Source organism: Rhodopseudomonas pseudopalustris (assembly GCF_900110435.1).
Taxonomy (GTDB): Bacteria; Pseudomonadota; Alphaproteobacteria; order Rhizobiales; family Xanthobacteraceae; genus Rhodopseudomonas; species Rhodopseudomonas pseudopalustris.
Genome location: NZ_FODT01000008.1, coordinates 90,294 through 103,516, shown reverse-complemented (window position 1 = coordinate 103,516; position 13,223 = coordinate 90,294). Strand labels below are relative to the sequence as shown.

Sequence of the window (13,223 nt, the reverse complement as noted above, 5' to 3'; positions counted from 1 at the left end):
GACGTGGTCCTCATGGCGATTTCGGTCAATCCGAACCTTTCCGTCGTCGCCCTGCAGGGCGTGACCGCCGACGTCGTGCTGCAGCCCGGCACGGTGGTCCAGGCCAAGGTGCTGTCGGTCCTCGACAACAATCAGGTGCGCATCGCGATCGCCGGCCAGACCATCGACGCGACCGCGCAGATCCCGCTGCAGGCCGGCCAGATTTTGCAGGTTGCGGTCTCCCAGACCGATCAGGGCATCCGGCTCGCGATCGTGAATCAGCCGGCGACGACTCAGGTTCCGGCCAATCTCGCCACCGCTGGCGCCGCGCTCGATACGGTCACGCTCGCTCCCCAGGCGATCGTGCTGACGGCTCAATCCGCGCCGAGCATCGTTCCCGCCGCCAATGCGCTGACCCCGCAGCAGGCCGCGGCGCTCACCATGGCGGCGCAGGTCGCGGCCACCCAGCAGACCGGGCTGTCGACGCTGTTCGCCAATCTCGATGCCGTCACCGACCTCGCCAGCCTGCCGCAGGCGGTGCGCCAGGCCGTGACTCAGGTGCTGGCGCAGCGCTCCAGTCTCACACCGGCGCTGACCGGCGCGGACATCCAGCGCGCGTTCCAGAGTTCAGGGATCCTGCTCGAAGCGTCGCTCGCGACCGGCGCGCAGCCCGCGACCGCCGGTACCGATCTGAAGGCCGCGCTGATCGTGTTGCGTCAGGTGCTGACCACAGCGCTCGGCGGCAGTAACATGACGACGTCGCCACAGTCGGCAATCACCAATCCGCCGACGCCGTTGCTGCAGGGCGGGCAGGGGACGCAGTTACTTGCGCAAACCGCGCTGCTCGCCGCCCAGACCGAGTTGCTCAACGCGACCGGTGCAACGGCGACGCCGCTCGCGACAGCGACATCACCGGCGCTCGCGTCGCTGACGGCTTCGACAGCTGCGATGGCGGGGCTTGCGACCGACGCCCCCGAGCAGGCGCTGATCCAGAGCGTGATCAATCAGCTCACCAATGTCAACGCGTCCACGTCGAGTTCGACGCCGGCCGCGTCGCCCGCGACCACCGCCGCGACGCTGAGTGCGTTGCAGGAAGCCCTGCAGGCCAATCCCCAGACCGCTGTCGCGCTCGCCAAAGCGGGCTTCGACAACGCGCTGCTGCTGTCGCTGCTGCCGGCGACCAGCGGCGCGCGGGTCGGCAAGACCGACGACAACGCGATTGCCCGCACCAACACGCCGCCGCCGCCGATCGGCGGTGCGCTGCCGGCAGCGCAGCCGGTGATGCCGGCCAACCTCAATCCCCATGCCCCGCTCGACGCCGCGCTGCGCCGGATCCTCGCGGAGACCGAAGGGTCGCTGGCGCGGCAGACGCTGCTGCAGGTCGCCTCGCTGCCGGACCGCGCCGATGTCGGATCGCAGCGGCTCGATGCGACGCAGCCGCGCTGGAGCTTCGAAATCCCGTTCGCCACGCCGCACGGCACCGCAGTCGCGCAATTCGAAATCTCACGGGACGGCGGCGATCAGTCGGCGCAGTCCGGCGCGGCCGCGAGTCGGGTCTGGCGCGCGCGGTTCTCGCTCGATGTCGAGCCGGCCGGGCCGGTGCACGCGCTGATCTCGCTGCAGGGCGAGAAGACCTCGGTGCGGATGTGGGCCGAGCGGCCATCCACCGCGGCGCAGTTGCGCGCCGGCGCCTCGCAGCTCAGCGTCGCGCTGAGCCGGGCCGAACTTACGCCCGGCGACATCATCATCCGCGACGGATCGCCGACGCCGCCGCCGCCCGCGCCCGCCGGCCATTTTCTGGATCGCGCGCTGTGAGCGTCGAGGTCAAAAACCAGATCGCCGTCGCGCTGCATTACGACCGCGCAGGTGCGCCGCGCGTTGTCGCCAAAGGCAAGGGGACGATCGGCGCCAAGATCATCGAGGTCGCCAAACAGCACGACATTCCGATCGAGGAGAACGAGGTTCTGGCTGGCGCGCTGTCGCATGTCGAACTCGGCGAGGAGATCCCCGAGGAACTGTACAAGGCGGTCGCCGAAGTGCTGGCCTTCGTGCTGAAATTGTCCGGCCGCGGTCGTTGAGACCGGCCATTGTTTCACCACGAAGCGTCGCGCATGGTTCGAGCCTATCAATCGCATGGTGACATCGTGATTACTCGCCGTTCCGCACTCGGCCTTTGCGCCGCCGCACTGCTACCCGCCCGCGCTTTCGCCGAGGTCGCGCCGCCACGCAGTGAAATCCGCACCAGCCTCGCCAAGCGCTTCGCCGATGAAGGCACCGCGGGCACTTTCGTCGGCTACAAGACCGACGATTATCTGATCATCGCCAGCGATGCGCAGCGATCGGGCGATCCGTTCCTGCCGGCCTCGACGTTCAAAGTGCCGAACTCGTTGATCGCGCTCGAGACCGGCGTCGTCGCCGATCCCGACAAGGACATTTTCAAATGGGACGGCGTGACGCGTAGCATCGAGGCGTGGAATCGCGATCACACGCTCCGTTCCGCGATCGCGACCTCCGCGGTGCCCGTGTATCAGGAGATCGCGCGCCGGATCGGACCGGAGCGGATGCAGAAATATGTCGATCTGTTCGAATACGGCAACCGCAACATCGGCGGCGGCATCGATCAGTTCTGGCTGACGGGCGATCTGCGGATCGACTGCATCCAGCAGATCGACTTCATCGACCGTCTACGCCGCCGCGTCCTGCCGATCTCAAAGCGCAGCCAGGATCTGGTCGCCGACATCCTGCCGGTGACCAAAGTGGGCGAGGCCGTCATCCGCGCCAAGACCGGGTTGCTCGGAGCGGAGAAGGGGCAGCCTTCGCTCGGCTGGCTTGTCGGCTGGGCAGAGAAGGGTCAGGAGCAGACGGTGTTCGCGCTCAACCTGGATGCTCGCGAGCCGCGCCACGCGGCCGCCCGGATCACGCTGGCGCAGCAACTGCTGTCGGACATCGGCGCGATCTGAGCGCGCTCAGCTGGCTTCGGCGGGTTTGCGCCGGCCGATCCGGCCGAGATGGGTGAGGCGGAAGCCCGACCCGTATTTCAGGCCGAAGCCGAGCATCCGGTCGAAGCCGATATGGGCGAACCAGATCAACGCCAGCGTGCCGGCCATCGGCCACAGCACGACCATGCCGCCGATCGCCAGCAGCAGCGGCGCGACCGTCGTGTGCAGCGCGTTGTAGACGAAAGCGCCGGTGCGGGGCCCGGCCAGATAGCCGAGGAAGCCGAGATCGGGCGCGAAGAACAGCAGCGCATAAAGCTCCCAGGGCGAGTCGGAGATCAGATAGAACAGCGACGTGCCCACGAACAGGGCCGCGCCCTCGACCCGCAACAGCGCCTGAACTTGACCGTTCACCGCGCCGTCGGGGTTTGTGTCGGTCGTGCGCTCGATCATGCGAACCTCCTGCCGGGGGCACGCGATATAGGGCGGTTTGGGCTGCGGCGCCATCGCGCTTTCGCATTCAGCCGATGCAGTTTTGGATGCGGTGGTGGGTTGCCGGCGGCCCGGAGTCCGCAGATCGGCTCTGCGGACGGCCAAAACGCCTCCGAAAGGGGGTATCCGGAGCACGCCAAGGCGGTTTCCACCCTCGAAAACCCCGTGCTAGAAGGCCTTGATTGTTGCAGCGATCCGGGGGCAAAAGCTCGGCACGCCCTGCGGCGGGACATCGACATCAAGAAGCGCGGCTGAACCTCATGAAACATATCCTTGAAGCACTCGACGATCGCCGGGCAGCGGCCAAACTCGGCGGCGGCGAGAAGCGCATCGACGCGCAGCATGCGCGCGGTCGGCTCACCGCGCGGGAGCGGATCGACCTCTTGCTCGACAAGCATTCGTTCGAGGAAATGGACATGTTCGTCCAGCACCGCTCGACCGAATTCGGGATGGAGAAGACGAAAATTCCGGGTGACGGCGTCGTCACCGGCTGGGGCACCGTCAACGGCCGCAAGACCTTCGTGTTCGCCAAGGACTTCACCGTGTTCGGCGGCTCGCTGTCGGAAACCCACGCCGCCAAGATCACCAAGATCCAGGACATGGCGCTGAAGGCGCGGGCGCCGATCATCGGCCTGTACGATGCCGGCGGCGCGCGCATCCAGGAAGGCGTCGCGGCGCTGGCGGGTTATTCCTACGTGTTCCGCCGCGTGGTGCAGGCTTCCGGCGTGATCCCGCAGATCAGCGTCATCATGGGCCCGTGCGCCGGCGGCGACGTCTATGCGCCGGCGATGACCGACTTCATCTTCATGGTGAAGAACACCAGCTACATGTTCGTCACCGGCCCCGACGTGGTGAAGACCGTGACCAACGAGGTCGTGACGCCGGAGGAACTCGGCGGCGCCAGCGTGCACGCGACCCGCTCCTCGATCGCCGACGGCGCGTTCGAGAACGACGTCGAGACGCTGCTGCAGATGCGCCGACTGCTCGATTTCCTGCCCGCCAACAATGTCGGCGGCGTGCCGGAATGGCCGAGCTTCGACGACATCGAGCGCGAGGATTTCTCGCTCGACACGCTGATTCCGGACAATCCGAACAAGCCCTACGACATGAAGGAACTGATCCTGAAGGTCGTCGACGAGGGCGATTTCTTCGAATTGTCGGATGCCTTCGCCAAGAACATCATCACCGGCTTCGGCCGCATCGCCGGCCGAACCGTCGGCTTCGTCGCCAACCAGCCGATGGTGCTGGCCGGCGTGCTCGATAGCGACGCCTCGCGCAAGGCGGCGCGGTTCGTGCGGTTCTGCGACTCGTTCAACATTCCGATCGTCACCTTCGTCGACGTGCCGGGCTTCCTGCCGGGCACCGCGCAAGAATATGGCGGGCTGATCAAGCACGGCGCGAAGCTGCTGTTCGCGTTCTCGCAATGCACCGTGCCGCTGGTCACGGTCATTACCCGCAAGGCCTATGGCGGCGCCTTCGACGTGATGGCCTCCAAGGAAATCGGCGCCGACGTCAACTACGCCTGGCCGAGCGCGCAGATCGCGGTGATGGGCGCCAAGGGCGCGGTCGAGATCATCTTCCGTCAGGATATGAACGACCCGGACAAGATCGCGGCGCGGACCAAGGAATACGAGGACCGCTTCCTGTCCCCGTTCATTGCCGCCGAGCGCGGCTATATCGACGACGTCATCATGCCGCACGCCACCCGCCGCCGCATCGCCCGCGCGCTGGCGATGCTGCGCGACAAGCACGTCGACCTGCCGCCGAAGAAGCACGACAACATGCCGCTGTAACAGGCCGTCCTACGATCCGCCGGGACCACCGGGCGGATTGATCGGCTGTTTCTTGATGATCCGACCCACACGCGCCCTGCGTTTTCCGCAGCGGCGCGTGTGGTATTTCTGGGGTGTTGTTCGTTAGTTGTAGTGCGGTCCGTTCATCATCGCTGGAGTTAGCCCGCGAACAGGAACAAGATCGTCGCGCGAGAGCAACGCCTCCGCGGCGCCTGTCATCGCGGTCGACTGGGCGGGGTGCTCGATTTTGAGACGGGACTGATTGCTGATCCAGGAGGGCTGACCATGCGTGCCCTGGTGACATTCCTATTGATCGCGGCGGCGGCCTTCGCCGGCTGGCTCTATTTCCACGGCTCGTTCGACAGCTACCGGCAGAAGAGCGGTGAGACCTTCATCCGCGTCGGCGACTATCGCGCGGCGCATCTGCCGTCGCAGCGTATGGCTGGCCACTATCTGCCCTATGCGATGTTCGCGCTGTGGGCCTATGACGGCGATGGCAGCGGTACGCCGAGGCTCGACGAGTTGCTGAAGCGGCCGCCGCCGGATGACGCGGCGTTGGTGCGGGTCACCGCCGGGCTGCGCGACGCCTGGCTCGGCGGCTGGACCGTGATCGAGCAGGGCGAGGGGCCGCTGCCGTGTCCGGACGGCGAAGGGCAGTGCGGCGGCACGGCGCTGGGCGGGCTTGGCTACAAGGTGTTCAGCTCAATGACGCGCAACGAGATCGTCGTCGCGTTCCGCGGCACCGACTTCAAGGAAGCGGACGATTGGATCGCCAATCTGCGCTGGGTGACGCGGTTTCTGCCGTATTATGATCAGTACGCGCAGGTGCAGCGGCACATCGGGCCGATCCTCGACCGCGCGCTGGCCGCGCACAAACAGGCCGATCCGAAGATCGTCGCCACCGGGCATTCGCTCGGCGGCGGGCTGGCGCAGCAGGCGGCCTACAAGGACGGCCGAATTCGCTCCGTCTTCGCGTTCGATCCATCGACCGTCACCGGCTATTACGACCCCGGGGTTCCGAGTAGAGAGAACGCAGCCGGGCTGCTGATCGATCGCGTGTATCAGCGCGGCGAGGTGCTGGCCTTTCTGCGGTTCCTGATGACCCAGCTCTATCCGGTGTCGGCGTTCAATCCGCAGATCAGGACAGTGCGGTTCTCTTTCGGCGCGCATGGCAGCGGCGTCGCCAAACACAGTATGGCGGACCTCGCCGCGGGCTTGCTGGAGACCGCCGGAACGCCGGAGGCGTGGGCCGCGCGCGCCGCGCCGTTGCCCGACGCACCCGGCAGCGACCCCGGCGAGAACTGGGTTGAACGCCTGACTGCGTGGATCAACCGCAAGTAATTGAACCGGTCCGCCTCTGGCGGCGACCAAGGCGAACGCAGCATCCCGAGGGCAGACTGCTGTCCTTTCGCGGCCGGGCCGGTGCGCGATATTGAATCCCGCAGGGTTCTCGGGCACTGTTTCGGCGTCCTTCCGTAGAGTTCTTGCTCATGAAACGAGTTTTAGTCGTCGCTTTGGTCGCAACGCTGTCGCAATCAGCGCTGGCCCGCGCCGAAGAGCAACTTCTGTTGAAGCCGCCGAAGGGCTACAAGATTGTCGCCGAGTCCAAGACCGACACGACGAAAGCGGCCGTGATGGTCCCGGACGGCCAGAGCGTGGCGAACTGGACCGAGAAGCTCACTACCCAGGTCTTGTTGAATCGAGCCGAACAGTCGCCCGCCGACTATCGGGCGCGTTCCGAGAAGGCCGCTTTGGCGGAGTGCCCCGGCGCGCGCTTCGAGAAGCTGAAGGACGGCACTGAGAATCTGTACCCGATGGTCGCATGGATCGAGAAGTGTCCCCAGGCCAAGGAGAGCGGCAAGCCCGAGATCACCTGGTCGAAAGCCGTTCAGGGCCGCGAGAATTTCTATGTGATGCAGAAAGCGCATCGATTCGAGCCCAACGCGAAGCAGCTCAAGGTGCTCACCAGCCTGTTCGACGCGACGCGGGTGTGCGACACCCGGGTGCCGGGCCAGCGCTGCAAGCTGAAATGAGGCGTCTGTAGCGCACGCCCGATCTCCCGAGCGGCGGCGCCGGCGCGTGAAGCGAACGAATCCGCCTCGTCAATTGCTTGTCCGGGATTCAGACATAGAGGATGCACGAGGCCGGGCTATAACAGGCGTTGCTGACGGCTCTCATCGCATTCACGGGGCGAGGCGATATGACGATTCCATGGTATCTTGTCGGGCTTGCTTTCCTCGTCTGCCTGGCCGTGTCTGCGCCGGGCTTTCGGCGCGTCTATTACTTCGTCAGCCTGTGCTATGCCGGCGCGATCGCAGCGCAGAGCCTGGTGTTCTGGCTGGTGTTTCGCGACACGATCGGGGGATGGGCGCTGCTGCAGCTTCTGCTGCTGCTTGCCTATGGCATCCGGCTCGGCGCCTTCCTCGCGATCCGTGAGCGTAATCCCGGCTACGCCAAGGAACTCGCCGGCGCGGAGAGGCGCACCTCCGAGGTGAAGCTGTGGCAGAAGATCGTGATCTGGCTCGGCGTCAGTCTGCTCTACACGCTGCTGTTCCTGCCAGCGTTGTTGACCCTCTCGCTGCAAGCGCAAGGCGTATGGCCCGCCTCGGCACCGCTCGGTGTGCTGGTGATGATCGCGGGGCTCGCGATCGAGAGCATCGCGGATTGGCAGAAATACAATTACAAGAAGACGCATCCGTCGCATTATTGCGATGTCGGGCTGTACCGCATGGTGCGCTGTCCGAATTATTTCGGCGAGATGCTGTTCTGGTTCGGAGTCTGGCTGTCCGGTCTGTCCGCCTATACGACGGTCGCGGCCTGGCTGCTGGCGACGCTGGGGATGTTGTATATCGAGGCGCTGATGACCGCGGCGGCCGCCGGCCTCGAACGCAAGCAGGATGATCGCTACGGCGCACAGCCTGACTATCAGGACTATGTCCGGACCGTTCCGATCCTGTTTCCGGCGACGGCGATCTACTCGCTGCGCAAATTGCGGCTGGCGTTCCGCTAGCGTGGCGTGCCCGGCGATCGATGCTCGGCGTCGCAAACGAAAAAGCCCCGCGCGAGCGGGGCTTTCGTCGATGCCGGGTCGATCCGATCAGTAGCGGCGGATGCAGCGGCCGGCACGCCAGAAATAGCCGGGCGGGCAGACGCGCGGCGCGACGACGCGCGGCGGTACGACGACCACCGGCGGCCGGCGATACATCGGACGGCAGCGGCCCATCGGACCGCGCGCCCAACCCGGACCGCAGCCCTGCGCGACCTGAATGATGTCCGCCGAATTGCTCGAACCCAGCGGCGCCAGTGGCATCGCGCCGGCGGCACCGGCGCCGACGAGGGTGGCTGCTAACACGGTGGCTGCGAGTATCATCTTCATGGCTTTTCCCTCATTCGGCCGCGGTGCGGCATTGTTCGATAGTCGGCGTTCGATAGTCGGCGGGCCGGCGATGCGCTCGCTTGCCCCGGCGTTGAATCCCGCTTAGCCGATTCGTCGTGAACATGTCATGAACGCCATATGCCGCTGGATTCGCAACGGAGCGCGGGGCGCGCAACAAAGCAGCGGGTGCATTGCTGCACCCGCTGTTCGCCGATCCGCCGATCCTGATGGTGTGTTACTTGCCGGCGCCGCTCGGCGCTGCGGTGCTGCCAGTGGGCGCCGACACCGGCGGCGCCGCATTGCCGCGCGACGGCGCTGCACCGGTGGTCGTGCCAGGCTCAGCATTATTGCGGGGCGTGATGTCACGAGCGCCGGGTGCAGTCGGCGGCGAGCTCTGGGCCGTCTGGTTGGCTGCATTGTCCGGGCTGTTCTGGGTGGTGGAAATTGCCGGAGCCCCGGGGTCGGTGGAGGTCGAGTTCATTCCGTAGAACACGGCGCCGAACACCAGGATGATGGCGACAGCGAACGCCGCGATCCGCCCACCGGTCATCGGACCCGCGCGCCGTTCGGGATCTGCCTGAAGGTCGGAATCGAGCCGCGGCGCAGCGCGCGGATCATCCATCGGCATACGGGACTGATAGGGATCGTTCAGATTGCTTTGCGCCATGAGATGCTCCTTTCGACGATGGTCGCGGAGTCAATCCACCGCGCCTTGATCCGTTCCAGCAATCGCAGCGTGCTTGCGAGGTTCCCGGCTGCTGCCATCGGACGTGCTGCAGCGCGACAGACACGATCGTTCGCCGGAGGGTGGTTTCGAGACGTTATCTGCAAGCAGACGCCGCGCCGGCGGGAATGAAACTGCGAAGATCAGGACGCTGCGAAACTGCCGCTTTTTGTGATGCGCCAACGGCATGAACCGGCATAGACTGATTCCAAGAAAGACCGCACCAGCGGCCAAATGGTTGCGCGGTCCAACGCCTATGAGGGCCGTATGGGAATCGACCAGGGACCGATCAGTCTCGACCAGAAATACACCCAGCATTCCGGACACATCTTTCTCACCGGCATCCAGGCGCTGGTGCGGCTGCCGATGGCGCAGGTCCGGCGCGACCGCGCCGCGGGGCTGAACACCGCCGGCTTTGTCACCGGCTATCGCGGCTCGCCGCTCGGCGGCTACGACCAGCAGCTCGTCGCGGCGCGGCGTCATCTGGAGCAGTACAACGTCAAGTTTCAGCCCGGCGTGAACGAGGATCTCGCGGCCACCGCAATCTGGGGCTCGCAACAACTCAACCTTTCGCCCGGTGCGCAGTACGACGGCGTCACCGGGATCTGGTACGGCAAGGGACCTGGCGTCGATCGCTGCGGCGACGTGTTCCGCCACGGCAACGCCGCGGGTTCGGCCAAGAACGGCGGCGTGCTGTGTCTGGCCGGCGACGATCACGGCGCCAAATCCTCGACGGTGCCGCATCAGTCCGACCACGCCTTCATCGCGGCGCTGATGCCGTATCTGTATCCGTCGTCGATCCACGAAATCATCGAGATGGGCCTGCTCGGCATTGCGATGTCGCGCTATTCCGGCTGCTGGGTCGGCATGAAGGTGATCACCGAGACGGTGGAGACGACCGCCGAGATCAATCTCGCCGACGAGATGACGCCGTTCGTCCTCCCGACCGATTTCGAGATGCCGCCCGGCGGGCTCAATCTGCGCTGGCCCGACGATCGCTACGATCAGGACCGCCGGCTGCAGGACTACAAGGGCTTCGCGGCGATCGCTTTTGCCCGCGCCAACAAGGTCAACCGCATCACGATGGATTCGCCGAATGCGCGGTTCGGCATCATGGCGTCCGGCAAGAGCTATGAGGACGTGCGCCAGGCGCTGCGCGAACTCGGCATCGACGAGCTGGTCGCCGCGCGCATTGGTCTTCGGCTGTACAAAATCGGCATGCCGTGGCCGCTGGAGCCGGAAGGCGTGCGCAACTTCGCGCACGGCCTCGAGGAGATCTTCGTCGTCGAGGAACGCCGCGAGATCGTCGAGAACCAGCTCAAGCAGCAACTGTTCAGCACGCGCGACCGGCCGCGCGTGATCGGCAAGATGGACGAGCACGAGCATCGCTTCCTGCCGTTCGCGCAGGAACTCAGTGTTGCAAAGGTCGCGACCTCGTTGGTCGACCGCTTGCTGGCGATGGAGATCGACCCGACGATCGCCGAGATGCTGCGCGCCAAGGCCGACTGGTTTCACGGCCGCGACGCCTCACAGGTGCAGAACGTCGTGCCGATCGCGCGCACGCCGTATTTCTGCTCGGGCTGTCCGCACAACACCTCGACCAAGGTGCCGGAAGGCAGCCGCGCGCTGGGCGGCATCGGCTGTCACTTCATGTCGCTGTGGATGGACCGCAACACCGAGACCTTCACCCATATGGGCGGCGAGGGCGTGCCGTGGGTCGGCATCGCGCCGTTCACGGACGAGAAGCACATCTTCGCCAATCTCGGCGACGGCACGTATTTCCATTCCGGCTCGCTGGCGATCCGCCAGTCGGTCGCCTCGAAGGCCAACATCACCTACAAGATCCTCTACAACGACGCGGTGGCGATGACCGGCGGCCAGCGTCACGACGGCGATCTGTCGCCGCAGCAGATCACCTATCAGCTTCACGCCGAAGGCATCCGCGCGATCTATCTGGTGTCGGAAACGCCCGGCGCCTATCCGGCCGACAGCATCGCGCCGGGCACGCATCTGCGCCATCGTGACGAACTCGATTCGGTGATGAAGGAATGCCGGCAGATCGAGGGCGCATCCGCGATCGTGTTCGTGCAGACCTGCGCCGCCGAGAAGCGCCGTCGCCGCAAGCGCGGCACGCTGGAAGATCCGCCGCGCCGCGTGGTGATCAACGCCGCAGTGTGCGAGGGTTGCGGCGACTGTTCGGTGCAGTCGAACTGCATCTCGGTCGAGCCGCTGGAGACCGAACTCGGCCGCAAGCGGACGATCAACCAGTCGACCTGCAACAAGGATTATTCCTGCCTCAAAGGCTTCTGCCCGTCCTTTGTCACGATCGACGGCGGCAAGCTGCGCAAGCGCGCGCCGGTCGATCTCGGCGGCTTCAGCGATCTGCCCGAGCCATTGAGTCGGCCCGGTCTCGACAAGCCCTACAACATCGCCATCGGCGGCGTCGGCGGCACCGGCGTGCTGACGATCGGCGCGCTGCTCGGGATGGCGGCGCATATCGAGGGCAAGGCCTCGATGATTCTCGACATGTCGGGGCTCGCGCAGAAGGGTGGCGCGGTGCTCAGCCATGTCCGGCTGTCCGAGAAGCCCGAGGACGTCACCTGTTCGCGGATCGTCACCGGCACCGCGGACGTGCTGATCGTCGCCGACGAAGTGATGGCGATTTCCAAGGAGACGATCTCGCTGTGCGAGCCGGCCCGTACCCACGGCGTCGTCAATACGCATCTGATCCCGATCGCCGACTTCATCCGCAATCGCGATTTCGATTTCCAGACCCGCAAGGTCAACAGTGTTCTGAAAAGCGCGCTGCGCAAGGATTCGGCGTTTCTCGATTTCACCAAGGCGGCGGAAACGCTGCTCGGGGATTCGATCGCAACCAACATGATGATGATGGGCTATGCCTATCAGCAAGGGCTGCTGCCGGTGAAGGCGGCGTCGATCGAACAGGCGATCGAACTGAACGGCGTGTCGATCAAGATGAACACCCAGGCGTTCAATCTCGGCCGGCTCGCCGCCGCCGATCCGGCGCGGCTGGCGTCGCTGCTCGAGGGCGCCGACGCGACGGTGGCGCCGAAGACCCAGGGCGAGATGTCGCTCGACGAGATCATCGCGCATCGCGGCACGATGCTTACGGATTATCAGGGCAATCGACTCGCCACGCGCTACCGTGAACTGGTGGCAAAAGTACGCGCCGCTGCAGAGGCCGGTGGCTATGGCGATGAGCTGCCGCGGGCGGTGGCGATCAACTACGCCAAGCTGCTTGCTTACAAGGACGAGTACGAGGTCGCCCGGCTGCTGACGCAGCCGGCCTTCGAACAGCAGATTCGCGACCAGTTCGACGGCGACTACAAGGTCAGCTTCAACCTCGCGCCGCCGATACTGCCGGGCGTCGACGTCACCGGTCGGCCGAAGAAGCGGCAATTCGGCGAGGGCATGCGGCCGGTGTTCCGGATGTTGTCGAAACTCAGCTTCTTGCGCGGCACGCCGCTCGATCTGTTCGGCTATCATCCGGAGCGCAAGCTCGAACGCGAGTTGATCGCGAACTACGAGGCGGATGTCGCCAGCGTGGTTTCGCATCTGTCGCCGAGCACGCTCGACACCGCGGTCGAACTGCTGTCGCTGCCCGACCGCATCCGCGGTTACGGCCCGATCAAGCAGAAATCGGTCGACGACACCGCGCCGCGCTTCGCCGAATTGCGCGCGAATTTGCGCGATCCCCGGCCTGCGCCGCCGCGTCAGATGGCGGCGGAGTAGTCGATCCACGAATGATAACGTCGTTGCGCGCGAAGCAATCCAGAGCCGAGTGATGCGGCCTCTGGATTGCTTCGTTGCCTCGCTCCTCGCAATGACGGAAAGACATTCCACGTGACGGGAATCCGCTGCGTGCGAAGGCGCTTGCCAAGGTCGTCTTGAAAGGTCAGAAA

Annotated in this window: 11 protein-coding genes; 8 read left to right on the top strand and 3 right to left on the bottom strand. The window is 65.5% G+C overall.

The window, feature by feature from the left end; all coding sequences use genetic code 11:
• The first annotated feature begins 12 nt into the window (after positions 1–12).
• From fliK to BMY71_RS16425, 3 genes are all read left to right on the top strand, one after another.
• Complete coding sequence (gene fliK / locus BMY71_RS16435; protein ID WP_092685135.1) at positions 13–1,794, top strand: flagellar hook-length control protein FliK; 1,782 nt, start codon at positions 13–15, stop codon at positions 1,792–1,794.
• Positions 1,791–2,057 carry an EscU/YscU/HrcU family type III secretion system export apparatus switch protein gene (locus BMY71_RS16430; protein WP_092685133.1) on the top strand — a complete coding sequence of 89 codons (267 nt, stop codon included), beginning with the start codon at positions 1,791–1,793 and terminating at the stop codon, positions 2,055–2,057. The genes fliK and BMY71_RS16430 overlap by 4 nt, the downstream gene beginning before the upstream one ends.
• A gap of 66 nt (positions 2,058–2,123) precedes the next feature.
• Positions 2,124–2,939, top strand: a complete 816-nt coding sequence (locus BMY71_RS16425; RefSeq protein WP_092685341.1) for a penicillin-binding transpeptidase domain-containing protein — start codon at positions 2,124–2,126, stop codon at positions 2,937–2,939.
• A gap of 6 nt (positions 2,940–2,945) precedes the next feature.
• On the opposite strand, the gene BMY71_RS16420 is transcribed toward BMY71_RS16425, so the two are convergent.
• Positions 2,946–3,368, bottom strand: coding sequence for a DUF4260 domain-containing protein (locus BMY71_RS16420; RefSeq protein ID WP_092685339.1), 423 nt, complete (start codon positions 3,366–3,368; stop codon positions 2,946–2,948).
• A gap of 299 nt (positions 3,369–3,667) precedes the next feature.
• On the opposite strand from BMY71_RS16420, the gene BMY71_RS16415 reads away from it, so the two are divergent.
• The 4 genes from BMY71_RS16415 (at position 3,668) to BMY71_RS16400 (ending at position 8,210) form a co-directional block, all read left to right on the top strand.
• Complete coding sequence (locus tag BMY71_RS16415) at positions 3,668–5,200, top strand: acyl-CoA carboxylase subunit beta (protein ID WP_011503522.1); 1,533 nt, start codon at positions 3,668–3,670, stop codon at positions 5,198–5,200.
• 285 nt (positions 5,201–5,485) lie between these two features.
• Positions 5,486–6,541, top strand: coding sequence for a Tle-like phospholipase domain-containing protein (locus BMY71_RS16410; RefSeq protein WP_092685131.1), 1,056 nt, complete (start codon positions 5,486–5,488; stop codon positions 6,539–6,541).
• Between the two features lie 149 nt (positions 6,542–6,690).
• Complete coding sequence (locus tag BMY71_RS16405; protein WP_092685129.1) at positions 6,691–7,233, top strand: hypothetical protein; 543 nt, start codon at positions 6,691–6,693, stop codon at positions 7,231–7,233.
• Positions 7,234–7,400: 167 nt separating this feature from the next.
• Positions 7,401–8,210 carry a DUF1295 domain-containing protein gene (locus BMY71_RS16400; RefSeq protein ID WP_092685127.1) on the top strand — a complete coding sequence of 270 codons (810 nt, stop codon included), beginning with the start codon at positions 7,401–7,403 and terminating at the stop codon, positions 8,208–8,210.
• Between the two features lie 87 nt (positions 8,211–8,297).
• Here the strand turns inward: BMY71_RS16400 and BMY71_RS16395 are convergent, their stop codons facing one another.
• Together BMY71_RS16395 and BMY71_RS16390 are read right to left on the bottom strand one after the other, a co-directional pair.
• Entirely contained in the window at positions 8,298–8,576 is a 279-nt protein-coding gene (locus BMY71_RS16395; RefSeq protein ID WP_011503518.1) for a GCG_CRPN prefix-to-repeats domain-containing protein, read from the bottom strand.
• Positions 8,577–8,811: 235 nt separating this feature from the next.
• Entirely contained in the window at positions 8,812–9,243 is a 432-nt protein-coding gene (locus BMY71_RS16390; protein WP_011503517.1) for a RodZ family helix-turn-helix domain-containing protein, read from the bottom strand.
• Between the two features lie 324 nt (positions 9,244–9,567).
• On the opposite strand from BMY71_RS16390, the gene BMY71_RS16385 reads away from it, so the two are divergent.
• Positions 9,568–13,053 (top strand): indolepyruvate ferredoxin oxidoreductase family protein, encoded by a 3,486-nt coding sequence (locus BMY71_RS16385; RefSeq protein WP_092685337.1) that lies wholly within the window; start codon positions 9,568–9,570, stop codon positions 13,051–13,053.
• The last annotated feature ends 170 nt before the right edge of the window (positions 13,054–13,223 follow it).

Coding starts and splice junctions, on each gene's coding strand:
- fliK (WP_092685135.1), top strand. CDS start 13: ATGGCGATTTCGGTCAATCCGAACCTTTCCGTCGTCGCCCTGCAGGGC.
- BMY71_RS16420 (WP_092685339.1), bottom strand. CDS start 3,368: ATGATCGAGCGCACGACCGACACAAACCCCGACGGCGCGGTGAACGGT.
- BMY71_RS16415 (WP_011503522.1), top strand. CDS start 3,668: ATGAAACATATCCTTGAAGCACTCGACGATCGCCGGGCAGCGGCCAAA.
- BMY71_RS16410 (WP_092685131.1), top strand. CDS start 5,486: ATGCGTGCCCTGGTGACATTCCTATTGATCGCGGCGGCGGCCTTCGCC.
- BMY71_RS16405 (WP_092685129.1), top strand. CDS start 6,691: ATGAAACGAGTTTTAGTCGTCGCTTTGGTCGCAACGCTGTCGCAATCA.
- BMY71_RS16400 (WP_092685127.1), top strand. CDS start 7,401: ATGACGATTCCATGGTATCTTGTCGGGCTTGCTTTCCTCGTCTGCCTG.
- BMY71_RS16395 (WP_011503518.1), bottom strand. CDS start 8,576: ATGAAGATGATACTCGCAGCCACCGTGTTAGCAGCCACCCTCGTCGGC.
- BMY71_RS16390 (WP_011503517.1), bottom strand. CDS start 9,243: ATGGCGCAAAGCAATCTGAACGATCCCTATCAGTCCCGTATGCCGATG.
- BMY71_RS16385 (WP_092685337.1), top strand. CDS start 9,568: ATGGGAATCGACCAGGGACCGATCAGTCTCGACCAGAAATACACCCAG.